The following is a 19,749-nucleotide window of genomic DNA, read 5'->3' on the forward strand; positions in this document are numbered from 1 at the left end:
GGCCGCGTACCGTCCCCTCCGGCACCGGCATAGTGGGGGCCGTCGGTCGCTGTCCGTGCGGGCACGGCCGCTGTTCGTCCATGCACAAGTTGACGTAGTCCCAGGGGGATCACGAGATGCGATCGATTCGTCCGCTGCTGACGGTGGCTTCCGCCGTCGCGGCGCTGACGCTCACCGCCACGGCCTGCGGGCCGAGCGAGGAGAACGCGGGAGACAAGCCCAGCGCGCCCGCGACCGCCCAGAACCCGGCCGACAAGATCAAGATTCCGGAGGACCTGAAGAATCGTCTGAAGGAGCACGGGATCGACGTCGACAAGTGGCGCGACGGCGAGTGGAAGAACTGGGACCGCGACAAGTGGCTGCGTGAGGCCAAGGACTTCGTCAACCCGATCATCGAGGACCTCTGGGACCCGGACCGGATGCGGGACGCCGAGCGCCCCGACAAGCCGGTCGAGGAGGAGGACATCTCGGGTGACGAGGGCGTGACCGACCCGACGCCGAACCCGGTGCGGGCGAAGGCCGTGGCGCCGAAGTACCACGCCAACGCCCCCGAGTCCGGGAAGGTCTTCTTCGACGGCCCCGAGGGCTCGATGGTCTGCTCGGCCACGGTCGTGAAGGACCCGGCGCACCCCGGCAAGTCCAACATGGTGTGGACGGCCGGCCACTGCGTGCACAAGGGCAAGAAGGGCGGCTGGTACCGCAACATCGCCTTCGTGCCCTCGTACAACGACGCCGCGCTGTCGACCGCCGACCTCGAGAAGGCGACGCGGGAGCAGATCGCTCCGTACGGCGTGTGGTGGGCAGACTGGGTCAAGACCTCCGACCAGTGGATCGCCGAGGGTGCGTCCACCGGTGGTGCGGGCGCCCCGTACGACTTCGCGGTCATCCAGGTGACTCCGGAGAAGGGCGGCTCGGACAAGTCTCTTGAGGAGACGGTCGGTTCGGCGCTTCCGGTGGACTTCACCGCGCCGGCGGTGCCGAAGATCACGAGCCTGGAGGCGACCGGTTACCCGGCGGCGCCGCCGTTCGACGGTCAGAAGATGTTCCAGTGCGCGGACAAGCCGGGCCGGCTGTCGCTGAAGGCGAAGCAGCCGACGATGTACCGCATCGGCTGCACCATGACCGGCGGTTCGTCCGGTGGCGGCTGGGTCGGCCAGGGCAGTGACGGCAAGCCGGCGCTGGTGTCGAACACCTCGATCGGCCCCGCGTCGGCGGGTTGGCTCGCCGGTCCGCGCCTCGGCCCCGAGGCGAAGGCCATCTTCGACGCGGTCAGCAAGAAGTACGCCGGGCAGTAACGCCCGTTCGACTGGAGGCGGGGTCCGCGGACCCCGCCTCCCCCACGTCCGGTCCGTCGGCCCGACCGGCATACTGTGCACCGCAAGTGACGCGTCCATGGCAACGTCAAGGCGATAACACGCCACACGAGAACGTCGCCCGTCCCGGACGCGGAATCATCTCAGGGGGAATTCACCACATGCGTTCCGTACGACTCCTGCCAGCCGCTCTCGGCCTGGTCACCGCGCTCGCGCTGACCGCCACCGCCTGCGGTCCCACCGAGACCCCGGCAGCGGACAAGCCGGCCGCCGGAGCCAGCAGCTCCGCGCCGAGCACCGACGGCGGGGCCGCCGACAGCGGGGGCACCGACCTCCCCAAGGACCTCGCCGACAAGCTCAAGAAGCACGGCGTCGACCCGGACAAGTGGAAGGACGGCGAATGGAAGAACTGGGACACGAAGACCTGGCTCCGTGAGGCCGAGGACTTCGTCAACCCGGTGATCGAGGGGCTCTGGGACCCGGCGCGCATGCAGTCGGCGAAGAGCCCGGACCAGACGATCACCACGCAGGCCGGGGGCAGCGGCAGCGACCCGACGCCCCGCCCTGTCAGGGCGCAGCGCGAGAAGACGCCGTACCACCGCAACGCGGCACCGGTCGGGAAGATCTTCTTCGACTCGCCGCAGGGCCACATGGTCTGCTCCGGCACGATCGTGAAGGACCCGCGCCGGCCCGGGAAGTCCAACCTGGTCTGGACGGCCGGCCACTGCGTCCACGCGGGCAAGAAGGGCGGCTGGTACCGCAACATCACCTTCGTCCCGGCCTTCAACGACCTGGGCAAGTCCCCCGCCGCGCTCAACAACGCGAAGCCGCACGAGGTGTACCCGTACGGCCAGTACTGGGCCGACTGGGCCGTGACCTCGGGTGAGTGGATCAAGTCCGGCGGGTCCAACCAGGCCTGGCCCTACGACTACGCCGTGCTGCACGTGAAGCCGCAGCGGGGCGCCAAGTCCCTGGAGGAGACCGTCGGCGCCGCTCTGCCGGTCGACTTCTCCGCTCCGGCCCCCGCGAGTGCGGGAACGGTGGGCGCCTGGGGCTACCCGGCGGCGCCGCCGTTCAACGGCATGATCATGCACAAGTGCCTCGACCGGGCGAGCCGGTACACCACCTTCCCGGCCACGCCGGCGATGTACCGGATCGGTTGCACGATGACCGCTGGTTCCTCGGGCGGCGGCTGGTTCCGCGTCATGTCGAACGGCAAGACGGCGCTCGTGTCGAACACGTCGATCGGCCCGGCCGGCGGCAACGGCTGGCTCGCCGGACCGCAGTTGGGTCGGGGCGCCAAGGCGGCCCACGAGATGGTCAGCAAGAAGTTCGCCCGCTGACCCTGGGCGAGAGCCCTGCGGCAAGCCGTACACAACATGACTGAGGGCGCTGCCCCCCTTTCCCTTACGGGAGGGGGCAGCGCCCTCAGTCGTTCAGCCGTGGGTCAGTGCGCGGCGGGAACGTACGGCGCGAGCATCGCCGCCAGCTCCTCGTGCACCCGGGCCTTGAGCAGGGTGCCCTCCGGGGTGTGCTCCTCGGACTCGACCTCGCCCTCGGCGTGCACCCGCGAGACGAGCCCGCCCTGCGTGTACGGCACGAGGGCTTCGAGCTCGACCTGCGGGCGGGGAAGCTCGGAGTCGATGAGCGCGAGCAGCTCCTCGATGCCCTGGCCCGATCGGGCCGAGACCACGATGGAGTGCTTCTCCATCCGCAGCAGACGCTGGAGCACCAGCGGGTCCGCCGCGTCCGCCTTGTTGACGACGACGATCTCCGGTACGTTCACCGCGCCGACGTCCCGGAAGACCTCGCGCACGGCGGCCAGCTGCTCCTCCGGGGCGGGGTGCGAGCCGTCCACCACGTGCAGGATGAGGTCGGACTCGCCGACCTCCTCCATGGTGGAACGGAACGCCTCGACCAGGTGGTGCGGCAGGTGCCGGACGAAGCCGACGGTGTCGGCCAGGGTGTAGACCCGGCCGGTGGGCGTCTCGGCCCGGCGTACGGTCGGGTCGAGCGTGGCGAACAGCGAGTTCTCCACGAGCACGCCCGCGCCGGTGAGGCGGTTGAGCAGGGACGACTTGCCGGCGTTGGTGTAGCCGGCGATGGCGACCGACGGCACCTTGTTACGGCGGCGCTCCTGCCGCTTGATGTCGCGGCCGGTCTTCATCTCCGCGATCTCCCGGCGCATCTTCGCCATCTTCTCGCGGATGCGGCGCCGGTCGGTCTCGATCTTGGTCTCACCGGGACCGCGCGTGGCCATGCCGCCACCGCCGCCGCCACCCATCTGCCGGGAGAGCGACTGACCCCAGCCGCGCAGGCGCGGCAGCATGTACTGCATCTGCGCGAGCGCGACCTGCGCCTTGCCCTCTCGGGACTTGGCGTGCTGGGCGAAGATGTCGAGGATCAGGGCGGTCCGGTCGACCACCTTGACCTTGACGACGTCTTCGAGGGCGATGAGCTGGCCGGGGCTGAGCTCGCCGTCGCAGACGACGGTGTCGGCGCCGGTCTCGACCACGATGTCGCGCAGCTCGCGCGCCTTGCCGGATCCGATGAAGGTCGCCGGGTCCGGCTTGTCACGGCGCTGGATCACGCCGTCGAGCACGAGGGCGCCCGCCGTCTCGGCGAGGGCCGCGAGTTCCGCGAGGGAGTTCTCCGCGTCCTGGACGGTCCCCGAGGTCCACACACCGACCAGCACGACGCGCTCGAGGCGCAGCTGGCGGTACTCGACCTCGGTGACGTCCTCGAGCTCGGTGGAGAGTCCGACGACACGGCGGAGTGCCGCGCGCTCGGAGCGGTCGAACTGGTCGCCGTCCCGCTCTCCGTCGATCTCGTGGCTCCAGGCGACGTCCTCTTCCATCAGGGCATCGGCCCGAAGGCTCTCGGTTCGGCTCGTCTCCGCGAAGCTCTGCTCGTCCTGGGAAGGGGAAGAAGAGGAGGTCATTTGATCCTTACGTCGATTGCTTCACATCGATTGCTTCGATGAAGCGATGAGTCTTATGCCGTGGCAACGCGTGAGGCCGCCGGAAGATTCCCGGGACCGTCGGCCGCGTCACCGACCGGACGATGACGAGGACGATGGTGACACGGCCCCGCCGGGCCCGTCATCCGGGTTTCGGGGCGGTCGTCGCGGCCCCGGCCGGGCGGCTGCGCCAGTCCGGGTGCCCGGGCATCGCCGGGGTCTTCGCCTCGTACAGCCAGCCGCGGAGGAAGGCGGTGAGGTCCCGTCCCGCGACCTCGGAGGCCAGGGCGATGAAGTCGGCGGTCGTGGCGGTGCCGTCGCGGTGGTCGGCGACCCAGCGGCGCTCGACGGTGCGGAAGGCCTCGGTGCCGATCTCCTGGCGGAGCGCGTAGAGGATCAGGGCGCTGCCGTCGTACACGACGGGCCGGAAGAGGCTGATCTTGTGCGTGGGCGAGGGGGGCTTGGGGGCCGCCGGGGGGCCGCCGTCGGCGCGCCACCCGTCCGAGGCCGCGTAGGCGGCCTTCATCCGCGTCTCCAGGGACTTGCCGGCGGTCTCCTCGGCGTACAGCGCCTCGTACCAGCTCGCATGCCCTTCGTTGAGCCACAGGTCGGACCAGGTCCGGGGCGAGACACTGTTGCCGAACCACTGGTGGGCCAGCTCGTGCACCATGATCGAGTCGACGTACCACTCCGGGTAGGCGGGCTCGGTGAAGAGGCCGCGTTCGAACAGCGAGAGCGTCTGGGTCTCCAGCTCGAAACCCGTCTCGGCGTCCGCGACGAGCACCCCGTAGGTCTCGAAGGGGTACGGGCCGACCTGCCGCTCCATCCACTCCAGGTGCCCCGGGGTCCGGCGCAGCCAGGGTTCCATGAGCGTCCGGTCGGCGGTGCGCACCACGTCCCGTACGGGCAGGCCGTGGGGTCCGGTCCGGTGCACGACCGTGGAGCGGCCGATGGAGACCTGCGCGAGCTCGGTGGCCATGGGATGGCGGGTGCGGTACGTCCAGGTGGTGGTGGCGCCCCGGGTGACACGGCCGGTGGGGAGGCCGTTGGCGACGGCGGTGAGCTCGCTGGGGGCCGTGATCCGGAAGGTGAAGTACGCCTTGTCCGCCGGGTGGTCGTTCGACGGGAAGACCCGGTGGGCGGCGTCGGCCTGGTTGGCCATGGCGAGACCGTCGCCGGTGCGGACCCAGCCGCCGGTGTCGGCGGGGCCGCTGGGGTCGCTGGTGTGGGTGACGGTGATCTCGATCTGCTCGCCCGCGTCGATCGGCTCGGCGGGGGTGACGACCAGGTCCTCACCGCTGCTGGTGTACGCGGCGGGCTGGTCGTCGACGGTGACGGCGGAGACCGTGCCGTGGGTGAAGTCGAGGTTGAGCCGTTCCAGGTCGTCGGTGGCGCGGGCGTCGATCCGGGTCACGGCGGGCAGCGGTTCGGTGTTGGCGCCCGGGTAGGTGAGAGCGATGTCGTACGCGAGGACGTCGTAGCCGGGATTGCCGAGGTGCGGGAAGAGCGGGTCCCCGATGCCGAGGGGCGCCGGGGCGGGCAGGGCGGCGGCGACGAGCCCCGCGGAGGCGGCGACCAGGACGGCGGAGCGGAGCCACCGCGGGCGGCGCGGGTTTGTACGGACGAGCGGCATGGGCCAGGCCTTTCCGGAGGACTGGCCCTACGGCTACCAGGGCTGCGCTCGCTCCCCGGTGCGGCGCGCACGCCTGCCACCCGAAGGGGGTCATGTGGGGGGCGGGGGGCGGGGCGGGTGGGGCCCCAGCGCGGGTGCGGACCGGGGGATGGGGGGGCGGGCCGGGCCGGGTGCGGGTCGGGTGCGGGGCCGGGACGGGCGCGGGGCGCAGGCAGGGGGCGGCGGTCAGGTCCGGCGTCGTTGCGGGGACGGGCGGTGGCGGGCGCGGGTCACGTCGTACACCCCTGGTACGTCCCGCATCGCCCGCATCAGGGCGGCGAGCCGGGCCACGTCGGGCAGGTGGAGGGTGTACGTGTGGCGGACCCGCTGCTCGCTGGGCGGCTCGACGGTCGCGGAGACGACGGCGGCCCCGGCGACGGCGATCGCCTCCGTGAGGTCGGCGAGGAGACCGGGGCGGCCGAAGGACTCCGCGACCAGGGTGACCCTGCCCTGGGCCGTGTCGCCCCAGCGGACGGTGACGGGGTCGCGGCCCAGCCTGCGCATGGTGTCGACGGCCGCGCAGCCCGCGCGGTGGACGGTGACCGACCCGCCGCGTACCCGGAAGCCGGTGATCTCGTCCGGCGGTACGGGGGTGCAGCAGCCCGCGGGGCGGACGGCCGCGCGCGGCTCCCCCTCCAGGTCGGCGTGGAGCTGCGCGCCTTCGCGGCGCTCGGCGGTGAGGTTGGCCGGCGGGCGGGGGCCGGTGGCGGGGGCGGGGGGCGCGGTGTTCTCCGGGTGCGCTTGGAGCCAGCGGGTGATCGCGATCCGCGCGGCGGGGGTACGGGCGTGGTCCAGCCACTCCGGGGAGGGCCCGGACACGGTGTCCTGGGCGAGCAGCAACTGCACGGTGTCGCCGTCTCCGAGGACTGTGCTCAGCGGTGCGAGGCGCCCATTGACTCGGGCGCCGAGGCAGGCGTGGGCGGCCTCGCCGTGCTGCGCGTAGGCGGCGTCCACGCAGCTGGCTCCGGCAGGCAGGCTGATCGTTCCGGGGGCGCTGCCGTCGGCGCGGAAGACGGTGATCTCGTCATCCTCTGCGAGGTCGGCGCGGAGCGAGGTCCAGAACGTGTCGGGGTCGGGAGCCGCCTGCTGCCAGTCGAGAAGCCGGGAGAGCCAGCCGGGGCGGGTGGGGTCGACACGCTCACCGTCCTCGACCGGGCGGTCGGGGGCGTCGCACCGCTGCGCGGTGGAGTGCGGCGGAGGGATGGAGGCGGGCTGGGGGGTGAGGTCGGGCTGGGGGGTGGCGCCGGGGTGGTCGGAAATGCCGAGGCGGTCGGCGGTGCCGGGGTGCTCTGCGGTGCCGGGACGGTCGGTGGGGGTGGGACGGTCGGTGGGGGTGGGCTGATTCGTCGCGCCGGGCTTTTCGGTCGTCGCGGCCTGGCGGGCGGCGCCCGGCCGTTCGGCGGTGCCGGGACCGCCGGCAGGGGCGGGGTGCCGCGTCGCGCTGGACTGGTCGGAGGTCCCGGCCGAGTCGGCGGCGCCCGATCGGTCGGCCAGGCCGGAGCCGTCGGCCGTGCCTGCCTGACGCACAGCGCCGGACTGACCCACCGCGCCGGGATCATCGGACGTCCCCGCCAGGCCAGCGGCGCCGGGCCGGTCGGCCATGCGAGGACCGTCAGCCGCCGTGCCGGGCTGGCGCGCCGCGCCCGGCCGGTCGGCCATGCCGAGACCATCGGCAGGGGTGGGCTGGTACATCCCGCCGGGCTCATCGGACGTCCCGGTCTGGCGGGTGTTACCAGGCAGGTCGGCGGCGCCTGGACCGTCGGCAACGGCGGGTTGGCTCGTCACGCCGGGCTTTTCGGCCGTCCCGGCCTGGCGGGCGGCGCCGGTGGCCTGCCGGGCGGGGGTTCCGGGGGCGCGGGGCGGGGCAGAGACGTTTGTCGGGCCGGGGCGGTCGAACGTTCCGGGCCGAACCGTCCTGCCGTGTCCGTCTGTCGTGCCGGGGCCGTCGGCCGTGGAGGGCCGGCGCATGGGGTCGGGCTCGGCGGTGGTTCCGGGGGCGGTCGTGCCGCTCGGGCGGGCCGGCCTTCCCCGCTCGGCGTCGGAGCCCTGGGCGCTCGGCCGGGGCGCGGTGCCCCCGTCCGCCGGGCCCGACGGCTGCCCGGTGGCCTCCTGGCCGACGTGCGGGTTGCCCAGGGCGACGACTCCCGCCTCCGCGACCTTGTGCATCCGGTGGGTCCGGATGAGGACCTCGGCCACGGCGCCGTCCGGGGCGGCGATCGCGGTGTGCAGGGACTGGTACAGGTTGAACTTGGGGGCCGCGATGAAGTCCTTGAACTCGGAGATCACCGGGGTGAAGCACGTGTGGAGCTCGCCGAGGACCGCGTAACAGTCCGCGTCCTCCGCGACCAGGACGAGAAGCCGTCCGAAGTCGCAGCCGCGCAGCTCGCCGCGCTTGAGGCGGACCCGGTGGACGGAGACGAAGTGCCGGGGGCGGACGACGACTTCGGCGCCGATCCCCGCCTCGCGCAGCACCGCGGACACCTGTTCCGCGACCGCGCCCAGCGCGTCACCGGCGTGCGGGTTGCCCGCGATGAGCGCGCGGGTGGTCTCGTACTCCTCGGGGTGGAGGATGGCGAAGACGAGATCCTCCAGCTCGGTCTTGAGGGCCTGGACGCCGAGCCGCTCGGCGAGCGGAATGAGGACGTCGCGGGTGACCTTGGCGATCCTGGCCTGTTTCTCGGCCCGCATCACCCCAAGGGTGCGCATGTTGTGGAGCCGGTCGGCCAGCTTGATCGACATCACCCGGACGTCGTTGCCGGTGGCGACCAGCATCTTGCGGAAGGTCTCGGGTTCGGCGGCGGCGCCGTAGTCGATCTTCTCCACCTTGGTGACGCCGTCGACGAGGTAGGCGACCTCGTCGCCGAACTCCCTGCGCACCTGATCGAGTGTCACCTCGGTGTCCTCGACCGTGTCGTGGAGGAGGGAGGCGGTCAAGGTGGTCGTCTCCGCGCCGAGTTCGGCGAGGATCAGGGTCACCGCGAGCGGATGGGTGATGTACGGCTCGCCGCTCTTGCGAAACTGGCCCCGGTGCGAGGACTCGGCGAGGACGTACGCCCGACGGAGCACCGTGAGGTCGGCATCGGGGTGCTGGGCGCGGTGCGCCTCGGCGACATGGCTGATGGCGTCGGGCAGCCGGTCACGGGGCGCCGGTCCCGCGGTGGCGCCGAGCAGGGCGGCGCGGCCGAGCCGGCGGAGGTCGATCCTGGCGCGTCCGCGTCTGCGGACGGTCGCATCGGTGACGGCGGCTTCCGCCGCGCTCACAGGGTTGGTGGCCTCTGCGCTCATGGGGCACCTCCGGCAACGTCGACCGGCGGTGGGCGGGCCAGGCGTGCCCTGGGGGCCGGTGCTTGATGCTACCGACCCCACCACGTGGCGCAGTCGCCCTCTCGCTCAGCGTGAAACGGATCACCCATTCGAGCGACAAATCAGTCGTTGACTGTTTCGATTTCGTCGCTTCCTTCGAATCCGGCGATCTCGTCGAACCCGGCGATCTCTCGCCTCAGCCGAGCCAGGCAGGGTCGACGGTGCCCTCGGCGACGATCACGGCGGGGCCCGTCATGTCGATCCGGCCGTCGGGGTGCTCGGTGATCACCAAGGTCCCGCCGAGCACGTCGACGGTGTACGTCACGGGGGTGCCGCTCTCGGCCGGGTCGGCGCCGTCCCGGCGGGCGGTGGCGACGGCCACGGCGCACGCACCCGTGCCGCAGGAGCGCGTCTCGGCCGCGCCGCGCTCGTGGACCCGCATGGCCACGTGGCGGGGACCGCGGTCCGCGACGAACTCGATGTTCACCCCGTCCGGGTAGACCGCGGCGGGCTCGTACGGCGGCTCCGTGAACAGGGTGCCGGCGTGGTCGAGGTCCTCGACGAAGGCGACCGCGTGCGGATTGCCCATGTTCACGTTCCGCGCGGGCCAGCTGCGGCCGTCGACGGTGACGGTGACGCCGGCCTCGGGCAGGGCCGCGCGGCCCATGGCGACGGTGACGGAGCCGTCCTTGTCCAGGTGGACGCGCTTGATCCCGCCTCGGGTGGCGACGGCCACCTCGCCCGTGCTGACGTGCCCGGCGTGCTCCAGGTAGCGGGCGAAGACCCGGACCCCGTTCCCGCACATCTCGGCGACCGACCCGTCGGCGTTCCGGTAGTCCATGAACCACTCGGCCTCTTCGGCCATCTGCCGCGCCTCGGGGTGGGCGGCGCTGCGCACGACGTGCAGCAGCCCGTCGCCGCCGATGCCGGCCCGCCGGTCGCAGAGCCGCGCGACGACCGCCGGGGGCAGGTCGACGGCGTTCTCCGCGTCGGGGACGATCACGAAGTCGTTCTCGGTGCCGTGGCCCTTGAGGAAGGGGAGCGGCGAGGTCTGCGTGCTGGTCACGAGATCAACTGTACGGGGTGGCTCCGACAGGCGGCCCGGCCGTCCACAGGGCTGCCGGCCGCGCACAGGGTGCCGGTCGTGCACAGGGTGCCGGTCGTGCAGGGAGCGGCCCGTGTCCCTTGCCCGTCGTCCGCTCGGTCCCGCGCTCAGCGCAGGCGGGCGACGCGCCAGACCGCGAGGGCGACCAGAGCCGCGATCGTCGACACGTACAGGGCGAGGTACCGCCAGTTCGGGCGCTCGCCCGAACCGCGCTGCGGGAGTCCCGGCCAGGTGTAGCCGACCTTGCGGGCGGCCATCATGCCCCAGCCCGCCGCGCACGAGCTGATCAGCAGCCCGAGCATGGCGAGGACGGCGCCGCCGTCCCCCGAACCGAAGGCGAGCGGGAAGGCGAACATCAGCGAGCCGACGGCGGCCAGACCCACGATCGGGGCGAGCTGCCAGATCCGCAGCCTGCGCTGCGGACGGAGCTCGACCTCGACCTCGTCGGCGTCCACCTCGACGGCGGTGCCCGCCATGTCGTCCGGGCCGTCCGGGGTCAGCCCCGGGGCGCCGACGGGGAGGCCGATCGGAAGGCTGACGGGAAGGTCGGCCGGGAGGTCGCCGTCCACCGGACGACGACCCGGCGTGCCACCCGGCACGTCACCCGTCGGGGCACCCGGCGGTTCACCCATGGGGGCACCCAACGGGTCCCCGAGAGCCGCTTCGTGCTGTTCTCTGTCGCGAGGGCCGGCCTCCATCGCCACGCGCCCTCCCCACTCGGAACTCCACTTGGTCGATCGATGCTCGATGATGGCACGCTCCTGACCGCCGGAATGCCGGGCAGGGCGTCCCGATGCCATCACGTGATCAGGCTGTAACCGCTCGTTCGACCAACGACAGCGCCTCTCCCGGGAGTTCCCCCCGGTGATCGAGGGCCCCGCTGAGCCAGTGGACACGCGGGTCGCGGCGGAACCACGAGTCCTGCCGGCGGGCGAAGCGCTTCGTCGCGCGCACGGTCTCCGCGCGCGCCTCGTCCTCGGTGCACTCCCCCGCGAGCGCCGCGAGTACCTGCTGGTAACCGAGGGCGCGGGCCGCCGTGCGCCCCTCGCGCAACCCCCTCGCCTCCAGCGCGCGCACCTCGTCGACGAGTCCGGCCTCCCACATCCGGTCCACGCGCGTGGCGATCCGCTCGTCCAGCTCGGGACGGGCCACGTCGACCCCGATCTGCACGGTGTCGTAGACCGAGTCGTGCCCCGGCAGGTTGGCGGTGAAGGGCTTGCCGGTGATCTCGATCACCTCAAGGGCGCGGACGATACGGCGTCCGTTGCTCGGCAGGATCGCGTGCGCCGCCTCGGGGTCGGCGTCGGCGAGCCGGGCGTGCAGGACGCCGGAGCCGCGCTCGTCGAGCTCGGCCTCGAGCCGGGCCCGGACGGCGGGGTCGGTGCCGGGGAACTCCAGAGCGTCCACGGCCCCGCGTACGTACAGACCGGAACCTCCGACGAGGACGGGGGTGCGGCCGGCCGCGAGCAGCCGGTCGATCTCGGCGCGGGCGAGCCGCTGGTACTCGGCGACGCTGGCGGCCTCGGTCACGTCCCAGATGTCGAGGAGGTGGTGCGGGACGCCGCCGCGCTCCTCGGGCGTCAGTTTGGCGGTCCCGATGTCCATCCCCCGGTAGAGCTGCATCGAGTCTGCGTTGACGACCTCGCCCCCGAGCTGCTGGGCCAGGAATACACCCAGATCGGACTTTCCGGCCGCTGTGGGGCCGACGACGGCGATGACCCGCGGGGCGGGAGCTGCGCTTTTCACCGCCCCAGTCTCGCAAACCTCCGGGCCCGTCCCCGAATGAGCTACGTGACGGGCCTCTTCCGACTTCGTTGCCTGTTGCGAGGTTCCCGCCGCCGATCGCCACGGAACCCCTCCCATCCGAGTACGCTATGGAGTGAATATGGGCGTTTTTGCAGTGTTTCGCCGTAAGAAGAAGGATGTGGCAGCGGTCTCTCCGGAGTCGGAGGAAGCCGGGGCCGTCGCTCCGGCGGAGGACGGCGACGCGGAGTCCGGGACGGACGCGTTGGAGGCTGCGGCCGGGACCAAGACCGAGACCGAGTCCGGAACGGTGGAGTCGGACGGCGCGGTCGAGGTCGTGGACGCGGCCGAGCGTGGGGACGGCGCGGAGGACGCGGACGGTGTCGACGCGGAGGAGGCGGTGGCCGGAGCGGTCGCCGCGGAGGCCGTGGAGATCCCGAAGCAGCAATCGGCCGAGGCCGCCGCGGACAACGAGGCGGGCGAAGGCGCTCGTCGCTAGGCCCCCGGGGTCCTGGGGGCAGGACACGCAACACGGGCCCCTTGGGGGTCCGCGGAGGGAAGGTGCCCCATGGGTCTCCTGGATTCGCTGAAGGCCAAGCTCAGCCCGGCCAAGGACAAGGTCGCCGACCTCGCGCAGCAGCACGGGGAGAAGATCGACCACGGCCTGGACAAGGCGGCGAAACTGGTCGACGAGAAGACCAAGGGCAAGTACAGCGACAAGATCCAGTCCGGCACGGGCAAGGCCAAGGAAGCGCTGGACCGGATCGGTCACAAGGACGACGGCACGCCGGGGAGCGGCGGTCCCGGAACCGGCGGTGTGCCTGGGACCGACGGTCCTGGGAGCGGCGGTAGGCCCGGGAGCGGCGGTACGCCCGGGACCGGTGGCACGCCTGGGACCGGTGGTACGTACGGAACCGGTGGTACGCCCGGGACCGGTGGCACGACACCGCCGCCGACCGTCTGACGACCGGCGGCCCGCGTCACCCGACAGTCCCTCCGCACGGCGGACGGCCGCGGAGCATCTCGCTCCGCGGCCGTCCGCCGTTCGGCGTTCGGTGCTCACCGACCGCCGTTCCCGCAGCTGTCAGGCGTTGCCGCCGCGGTTCAGGACCAGGCCGCTACGAAGTACCCCACGCCGTACGGGGCGTCCTCGAAGAGCAGTCGGCCGTCGAGCCCTGCCCCCTCCGCGGCGCCCGCGAGGACCTGCCAGGGGGCGCGGCCGGCCGCCTTCAGCTCGTACGCGAGTTCCGGGTCCAGGGCGAGCAGCGCGGCCACGTCGGCCGTACCGAGCGCGCGGGCGGCCTCCGCGTCGAAGCCGGCGGCCCGCTCGTCGAGGTAGCCGGGGGCCTTCACGGTCCGGCAGGCGCTGCCGTCCCCCATCACCAGGAGGGCGACCCGTCCGGCGGAGTCGGCGAGCCCCCGGCCGATTCCGGAGCAGACGCCGGGTGTGGCGCCCTCGTCGACGCCCAGACCCTCGATCGGCGCGTCGGCCCAGCCGGTCCGGCCGAGGAGCCAGGCTCCGACGGAGAGGGAGGAGGGGAGGGGCCGGTCGTCGGCGGGCGCGTCGCCGGTCGCCCCCTCAGCTCCGCCGAGCCGTACGGCGAGGTCGACGCCCAGTGCGGCGAAGGTGCCCGCCGAACCGGCAGGGAAGACGCCGTGGGCGCCCTCGGGGGCGGGGCCGATGACGTACAGCCGGTCGGGGCGGGAGGCGGCCAGCAGCCCGACGGCGTCCGCGCAGGCCGCTCGCGCGGCGTCCAGCTCGGGGGCGGCGCCGGTCGCGACCTCGGGCACGAGGAGCGGCGGGCAAGGGCAGACGGCGGCGGCGACAAGCATGATCCGCAGCCTACTGCGCCGCACGGACGGAGCCGGTGCTCGACGTCACCGGTGTCCCGACGAACCCGATGTCCCGACGGAGCCGGTGCTCGACGGTGCCGATGTCAGACGGAACCGGTGCTCGACGTTCGACGGCGCCGGTGTCCGACGGCGCGCGGCCCGTCGCCCCGCCCGCCCCCCTCAGTGGCTTCCGCAGGCCGGGGTCTCGGCCGCCGGGAGGGGGGCCGGGACGCCGATCTTCGGCAGTCCGAGGAGTACGCCCGCCGGCTTCGCGGCGGCCGCGGCGGTGCGCTTCTCCCAGGCGTCACCCGCGCGGGTGCGGCGTACCGACGCGACCGGGCCCTCGGCGAGCAGGTGGTGCGGGGCGGCGTACGTGATGTCGACGGTCACCACGTCGCCGGGGCGGACGCCCTCGTCCGGCTTGGTGAAGTGGACGAGCCGGTTGTCGGGGGCGCGGCCCGAGAGGCGGTCCGTGGCGCCGTCCTTGCGGCCCTCGCCCTCGGCGACCATGACCTCGAGGGTGCGGCCGACCTGCTTCTTGTTCTCCTCCCAGGAGATCTCCTCCTGGAGGGCGACGAGCCGCATGTAGCGCTCCTGCACGACCGCCTTGGGGATCTGGTCCTCCATGTCGGCCGCCGGGGTACCGGGTCGCTTGGAGTACTGGAAGGTGAAGGCGTTCGCGAAGCGGGCCTCGCGGACGGTGTGCATCGTCTGCTCGAAGTCCTCCTCGGTCTCGCCGGGGAAGCCCACGATGATGTCGGTGGAGATGGCGGCGTGCGGAATGGACGCGCGGACCTTCTCGATGATCCCGAGGAAACGCTCCTGCCGGTACGAGCGGCGCATCGCCCGGAGGATCGAGTCCGAACCGGACTGGAGCGGCATGTGCAGCTGCGGCATGACGTTCGGCGTCTCGGCCATCGCCGCGATCACGTCGTCGGTGAAGTCGCGGGGGTGCGGCGAGGTGAAGCGGACCCGCTCCAGGCCCTCGATCTGCCCGCAGGCGCGCAGCAGCTTGGAGAACGCCTCGCGGTCGCCGAGGTCCGAGCCGTACGCGTTGACGTTCTGGCCGAGCAGGGTGATCTCGGAGACGCCCTCGGCGACCAGTGCCTCGATCTCGGCGAGGATGTCGCCGGGTCGGCGGTCCTCCTCCTTGCCGCGCAGGGCCGGGACGATACAGAAGGTGCAGGTGTTGTTGCAGCCGACGGAGATCGAGACCCAGGCGGCGTACGCGGACTCGCGGCGGGTCGGCAGCGTGGAGGGGAAGGCCTCGAGGGACTCGGCGATCTCGATCTGCGCCTCCTCCTGCACGCGGGCGCGCTCCAGGAGGACCGGAAGCTTGCCGATGTTGTGCGTGCCGAAGACGACGTCGACCCAGGGGGCCTTCGTGACGATGGTGTCCCGGTCCTTCTGGGCGAGGCAGCCGCCGACGGCGATCTGCATGCCGGGGCGGGTGGTCTTCATCGGGGCGAGCCGGCCGAGGTTGCCGTACAGCTTGTTGTCGGCGTTCTCGCGGACCGCGCAGGTGTTGAAGACGACGACGTCGGCGTCTCCGTCGGAGCCCTTCGGGGCCTTGACGTAACCCGCCTCTTCCAGCAGACCGGAGAGCCGCTCGGAGTCGTGGACGTTCATCTGGCACCCGTAGGTGCGGATCTCATAGGTCTTGGTGCCGTCAACGCTCACTGCGGTGCTCCGGTCGCTGCTGCTCGTCATGCGTCCAAGGGTAGGCGGTCCGGGGAGGGCCTCCGCCCGGCGCTCGGGCGGCCCGGGGAGGGAGCCGGGGTCCGCTCCCTGCGGGTTTCCGCAGGGTCGGGGATGCGGAGACCAGCACCCTGCCGGGCGGCAACCCTCATACCGGCGCTGAGCAGCGGTTTCTAAGTTCGAGGAGAAGCACGGGGCCGTCGCGCGCCCCGGGTCGCCGTCCCCGTCACCTTGGAGTCCGTCATGAACCTCATGCCCCTCGCACTCGCCGAGGCGCCCGCCGGTGGCGTCGCCGGCTGGGCGACCGGTCTCGTCGACACGATGGGCGGCCCGGGAGCCGGTCTGGCCATCGCCCTGGAGAACCTCTTCCCGCCGCTGCCCAGCGAGGTCATCCTGCCGCTGACCGGCTTCGCCGCCGGTCAGGGTGCGCTGAGCCTCGTCTCGGCGCTTTTCTGGACGACGCTCGGCTCGGTCGTCGGCGCGGTGGCGCTCTACTGGATCGGGGTGCTCTTCGGGCGGGAGCGGATGCACCGGATCTGGGGGAGGCTGCCGCTGGTGAAGTCCTCGGATCTGGTCCGTACGGAGGAGTGGTTCGCCAAGCACGGCACCAAGGCGGTCTTCCTCGGCCGGATGGTGCCGATCTTCCGGAGCCTGATCTCGGTGCCCGCCGGTGTCGAACGGATGCCGATGCCCCTGTTCCTCATGCTCACCACGCTCGGCAGCCTCATCTGGAACAGCGTCCTCGTCCTGGCCGGTTACTGGCTGGGCGACCAGTGGGACGTCGTGGAGACCTATGTCGGTGTCCTGTCGAAGGGAGTGCTGGTCCTCGTCGTCGTCGCCGTCGTGGCGTACGTGGCGGTCCGGCTGCGCAGCCGCAGCCAGGCCCGGCACCGGCGTGCCACATGACCCAGGGCCTTTCCGCACAGCCCGGGCGATCTTGTCCGGGCTGTGCGGGCACACTAGTCTCGGGCCCCGTGCGAGGGGATTCGGGGGGCACCGCGTCCTGGCCGCGCCGTGTCCTCGGGACCCTGCTCGGCTGCGTGACCGCTCTGGTCGCCACCCTCTTTCTCCTCGTCGTCGGCGTGGCCCTCGGCCCGTTCCTGCTCTGGCCGCGCACCCGGGCCGCCGCCGTGGACATCCTCGTGGCCGGTGCCCGGCGCCTGGTCCCCCTCGAACGGGTCCGCCGCTCGGCCTTCTTCGGTGATCGCTTCCCCGAGTACTACAAGACCTCGGACCAGAAGATCCTGCGCTACCTCGCGATCCGCAGCTGGACGGGCCTGCTCTGCGCGCTCGTCATCGGACTGCTCGTCTTCGGCGCCGTCCTCGCCGGGCTCCTGGTGCGCGGCGCCGTCCGGGGCACCCTCGGCTGGGAGGAGCTCCTCACCCAGGTCCTGCTGGGCGGCGTGCTGCTCTTCCTCGACGTCCAGGGCCTGTACTCCCTTGCCGCCCTCGACAGCCGTACCGCCCGCGCGTGCTTCGGGCCCTCCGAGCGAGAACTGCTCCAGCGCCGTATCGACGAACTCGCCACCAGCCGGGCCGCGGTCGTCGAGGCCGTGGACGTCGAACGGCGGCGCATCGAGCGCGATCTGCACGACGGGGTACAGCAGCGCCTGGTGGCCCTCGCCATGCTGATCGGCCGGGCGCGCCGGGGCCGGAACCCCGAACAGGCCGACGCGCTTCTGCTCCAGGCACACGAGGAGTCCCAGGGCGTGCTGACCGAACTCCGCGAGGTCGCCTGGCGGGTGTACCCGTCGGCCCTCGACAGCCTCGGGCTCGAAGAGGCGGTAGGCGGGGTCGCCGAGCGCAGCGGCATTCCGCTGCGGACCCGTTTCGAGGTCGGTGCCCCGCTGCCGCGGCCGGTGGAGACCGCCGCCTACTTCGTGGTGTCGGAGTCCGTGACGAACGCGGTCAAGCACTCCTCCGCCTCGACCGTCTCGGTCGCGGTGACGCTCGAAGGGGCGCGGCTCACCGTGCGCGTCGAGGACGACGGCACGGGTGGCGCGGACGCGGCCGGCGGCGGTCTGACGGGGCTGCGCAGCCGGGTGGCCGCGCTCGACGGCGTGCTCCACATCCACAGCCCCCTCGGGGGACCGACCACCATCACCGCGGAGCTTCCATGCGCGTAATCCTGGCCGAGGACTCGACCCTGCTGCGGGAAGGCCTCGTCAGGCTGCTCGTCGAGGAGGGCCACCAGGTCCTGGCGGCCCTCGGCGACGCGGTGACGCTGCTCAAGGAGGTCGAGGAGCGGCGGCCGGACATCGTCGTCGTCGACATCCGGATGCCCCCGACGCACACGGACGAGGGGCTGCGGGCGGCCGTCGAGATCCGGGAGCGCTTTCCCGAGGTCGGCGTACTGGTCCTCTCGCAGCACATCGAGCGCCACTACGCGGCCCAGCTCCTCGCGTCCGGCGCCGAGCGGGTCGGCTACCTCCTGAAGGACCGGGTGGCGCAGGTCGAGGAGTTCCTCGACGCCCTGGAGCGGATCCACGCGGGCGGGGCGGCGATCGACCCGGAGGTCGTACGGCAGCTGGTCGTACGAACCACGCGCGCGGACCCGCTGGCACGCCTCACGCCCCGGGAGCGCACGGTTCTGGAGGCGCTGGCGGAGGGCCACACGAACACGGCCATCGCACGGAAGCTGCACATCTCCCTGAGTGCGGTGGAGAAGAACCTCAACGCCGTCTTCGACAAGCTGGACCTCTCCCGCACCAGCGCGTACAGCCGGCGGATCCTGGCGGTGCTGCGCTATCTGGAGGCGTAGGCCCGATGCCGCGCCGGGGCCCCGCCGTCACGGGTGGCCGCGCCACTCGGCGAGCACCTCGTCCGTGGGCTCGCCGGGGTGCTGATCGCGAGCCCGCGTCCTGGGCCGGGCCGAGGTACTGCGCCGCCTCACCGCCGTGAGGGAGTGAGACGGCCAGGACGGGCTCGGCGGGGTCGCCAGGGGCGGACAGGGGACTGTCCTCAAGATCACCGAGCGCAAGCAGACGCTAGCCGCCGGAGCCCCCGCGCCCCGGCAGGACACCCGGCGCGTCGCGCACCGCCTGGGCCGGCCCTGGCCAGGGGCAGCGGTGACCTGGCAGGATCGCCGTATGCCCGCCTCCCTCTCCCGTGCCGTCCGCCGCCGTGTCCTGGCGGTCTCGGCCGCGCTGCTCGCGGTGTGCGGGGTGCTGGTGTGGTGGCTGGTGCCCTTCGGTTCGCCCGTACCCAGCGGCTCGGTCACGTTCAGTACGGGCGTTCCCACCGGCGTCTACGAGCGGTACGGGAAGCTGCTCAAGCAGGCCCTCGCGCAGGACCTCCCCGAGGTCTCGATAACGCTGAAGGACAGCGAGGGATCCCAGCAGAACCTGGCCCGGGTCGCCTCGGGCGAGGCCGACTTCACCGTCGCTACGGCCGACGCGGTGGCCCAGTACCAGCGCGAGCGCAGGCCCGGCTTCGAGCGGCTGCGCGGCTGCGCCCGCCTCTACGACGACTACGTGCAGCTCGTGGTGCGCAAGGGTTCGTCGATACAGAAGGTGCAGGACCTCCGGGGCCTCCGCGTCGGCGTCGGCCAGGACGGCTCCGGTGTGCGGCTGATAGCGGACCGGGTCCTCGCGGCGGCGGGCCTCACCCCCGTACGCGATGTGAAGGCGGTGTCGGCGGGCATCAACACCATGCCCGGGCTCCTGGAGCGGGGCGGGCTCGACGCGTTCTTCTGGTCGGGCGGACTGCCCACGCAGGCGGTGCAGGAACTGTCCGAGCGCTACGAGATCCGGCTGCTCCCGCTCGACACGGCCCTCGTGGACCGGCTCCACGACGTCGGCGACTCGACCCGCCACTACCGGTCGGCGCTGATCCCCGCCGACGCGTACGCCAAGGCGCAGGACGGCCAGCGGATCGAGACCCTCGCCGTGGCGAACCTCCTGGTCACCACCGAGGAGGCCGACACGGACCTGGTGGAGGGCTTCACGCGTACGGTGATCAGGAGCCGGGACCGGATCGGCAGCCAGGTCCACCCGGCCCAGCTGGTGGACCTGCGGACGGCCGTCTACACCGAACCCCTCACCCTCCACGAGGGCGCCCGGCGCTACTACCGCTCGGTGAAGCCGTAACCGCGCAGTGACGCCGTAAAGCCGCAGAACCTCAG

At 72.5% G+C, this 19,749-nt stretch carries 16 protein-coding genes; 8 read left to right on the forward strand and 8 right to left on the reverse strand.

The window, feature by feature from the left end:
• Window positions 1–116: 116 nt before the first annotated feature.
• Both ABT034_RS17260 and ABT034_RS17265 read left to right on the forward strand, forming a co-directional pair.
• Window positions 117–1,295 (forward strand): trypsin-like serine peptidase, encoded by a 1,179-nt coding sequence (locus tag ABT034_RS17260; protein ID WP_351215915.1) that lies wholly within the window; start codon window positions 117–119, stop codon window positions 1,293–1,295.
• Window positions 1,296–1,474: 179 nt separating this feature from the next.
• On the forward strand, window positions 1,475–2,656 hold the full coding sequence (locus tag ABT034_RS17265; RefSeq protein WP_351215917.1) for a trypsin-like serine peptidase: 1,182 nt from the start codon (window positions 1,475–1,477) through the stop codon (window positions 2,654–2,656).
• A gap of 104 nt (window positions 2,657–2,760) precedes the next feature.
• Here the strand turns inward: ABT034_RS17265 and hflX are convergent, their stop codons facing one another.
• From hflX to miaA, 6 genes are all read right to left on the reverse strand, one after another.
• Complete coding sequence (gene hflX, locus ABT034_RS17270; protein ID WP_351215918.1) at window positions 2,761–4,254, reverse strand: GTPase HflX; 1,494 nt, start codon at window positions 4,252–4,254, stop codon at window positions 2,761–2,763.
• Window positions 4,255–4,414: 160 nt separating this feature from the next.
• A complete protein-coding gene (locus ABT034_RS17275; protein ID WP_351215920.1) occupies window positions 4,415–5,905 on the reverse strand; it encodes a M1 family metallopeptidase in 1,491 nt (496 codons plus the stop codon).
• Window positions 5,906–6,130: 225 nt separating this feature from the next.
• Window positions 6,131–9,229 (reverse strand): HD domain-containing protein, encoded by a 3,099-nt coding sequence (locus ABT034_RS17280; protein ID WP_351215922.1) that lies wholly within the window; start codon window positions 9,227–9,229, stop codon window positions 6,131–6,133.
• A 214-nt stretch (window positions 9,230–9,443) separates the two neighbouring features.
• Window positions 9,444–10,313, reverse strand: coding sequence for a diaminopimelate epimerase (dapF, locus tag ABT034_RS17285; protein WP_351215924.1), 870 nt, complete (start codon window positions 10,311–10,313; stop codon window positions 9,444–9,446).
• 146 nt (window positions 10,314–10,459) lie between these two features.
• Window positions 10,460–11,050, reverse strand: coding sequence for a hypothetical protein (locus ABT034_RS17290; protein ID WP_502972967.1), 591 nt, complete (start codon window positions 11,048–11,050; stop codon window positions 10,460–10,462).
• Between the two features lie 109 nt (window positions 11,051–11,159).
• Entirely contained in the window at window positions 11,160–12,098 is a 939-nt protein-coding gene (miaA, locus tag ABT034_RS17295) for a tRNA (adenosine(37)-N6)-dimethylallyltransferase MiaA (RefSeq protein ID WP_351215928.1), read from the reverse strand.
• A 178-nt stretch (window positions 12,099–12,276) separates the two neighbouring features.
• Between miaA and ABT034_RS17300 the strand changes: the two genes are divergently transcribed.
• A complete protein-coding gene (locus tag ABT034_RS17300) occupies window positions 12,277–12,594 on the forward strand; it encodes a hypothetical protein (RefSeq protein WP_351215930.1) in 318 nt (105 codons plus the stop codon).
• A gap of 69 nt (window positions 12,595–12,663) precedes the next feature.
• Entirely contained in the window at window positions 12,664–13,059 is a 396-nt protein-coding gene (locus ABT034_RS17305; RefSeq protein WP_351215932.1) for an antitoxin, read from the forward strand.
• 140 nt (window positions 13,060–13,199) lie between these two features.
• On the opposite strand, the gene ABT034_RS17310 is transcribed toward ABT034_RS17305, so the two are convergent.
• Both ABT034_RS17310 and miaB read right to left on the reverse strand, forming a co-directional pair.
• Window positions 13,200–13,928: a class III extradiol dioxygenase subunit B-like domain-containing protein gene (locus ABT034_RS17310; protein ID WP_351215934.1), complete on the reverse strand. Its 729-nt coding sequence runs from the start codon at window positions 13,926–13,928 to the stop codon at window positions 13,200–13,202.
• Between the two features lie 180 nt (window positions 13,929–14,108).
• Window positions 14,109–15,638, reverse strand: coding sequence for a tRNA (N6-isopentenyl adenosine(37)-C2)-methylthiotransferase MiaB (miaB, locus tag ABT034_RS17315; protein WP_351215936.1), 1,530 nt, complete (start codon window positions 15,636–15,638; stop codon window positions 14,109–14,111).
• Between the two features lie 231 nt (window positions 15,639–15,869).
• Between miaB and ABT034_RS17320 the strand changes: the two genes are divergently transcribed.
• The 4 genes from ABT034_RS17320 (at window position 15,870) to ABT034_RS17335 (ending at window position 19,714) form a co-directional block, all read left to right on the forward strand.
• Window positions 15,870–16,532 carry a DedA family protein gene (locus tag ABT034_RS17320; RefSeq protein WP_351215938.1) on the forward strand — a complete coding sequence of 221 codons (663 nt, stop codon included), beginning with the start codon at window positions 15,870–15,872 and terminating at the stop codon, window positions 16,530–16,532.
• A 68-nt stretch (window positions 16,533–16,600) separates the two neighbouring features.
• Entirely contained in the window at window positions 16,601–17,752 is a 1,152-nt protein-coding gene (locus ABT034_RS17325; protein WP_351215940.1) for a sensor histidine kinase, read from the forward strand.
• Window positions 17,743–18,387, forward strand: coding sequence for a response regulator transcription factor (locus ABT034_RS17330; RefSeq protein WP_351215942.1), 645 nt, complete (start codon window positions 17,743–17,745; stop codon window positions 18,385–18,387). The genes ABT034_RS17325 and ABT034_RS17330 overlap by 10 nt, the downstream gene beginning before the upstream one ends.
• A gap of 328 nt (window positions 18,388–18,715) precedes the next feature.
• Window positions 18,716–19,714, forward strand: coding sequence for a TAXI family TRAP transporter solute-binding subunit (locus ABT034_RS17335; protein ID WP_351215944.1), 999 nt, complete (start codon window positions 18,716–18,718; stop codon window positions 19,712–19,714).
• The last annotated feature ends 35 nt before the right edge of the window (window positions 19,715–19,749 follow it).

It is taken from the genome of Streptomyces sp. NPDC002773 (assembly GCF_040295605.1).
Taxonomy (GTDB): domain Bacteria; phylum Actinomycetota; class Actinomycetes; order Streptomycetales; family Streptomycetaceae; genus Streptomyces.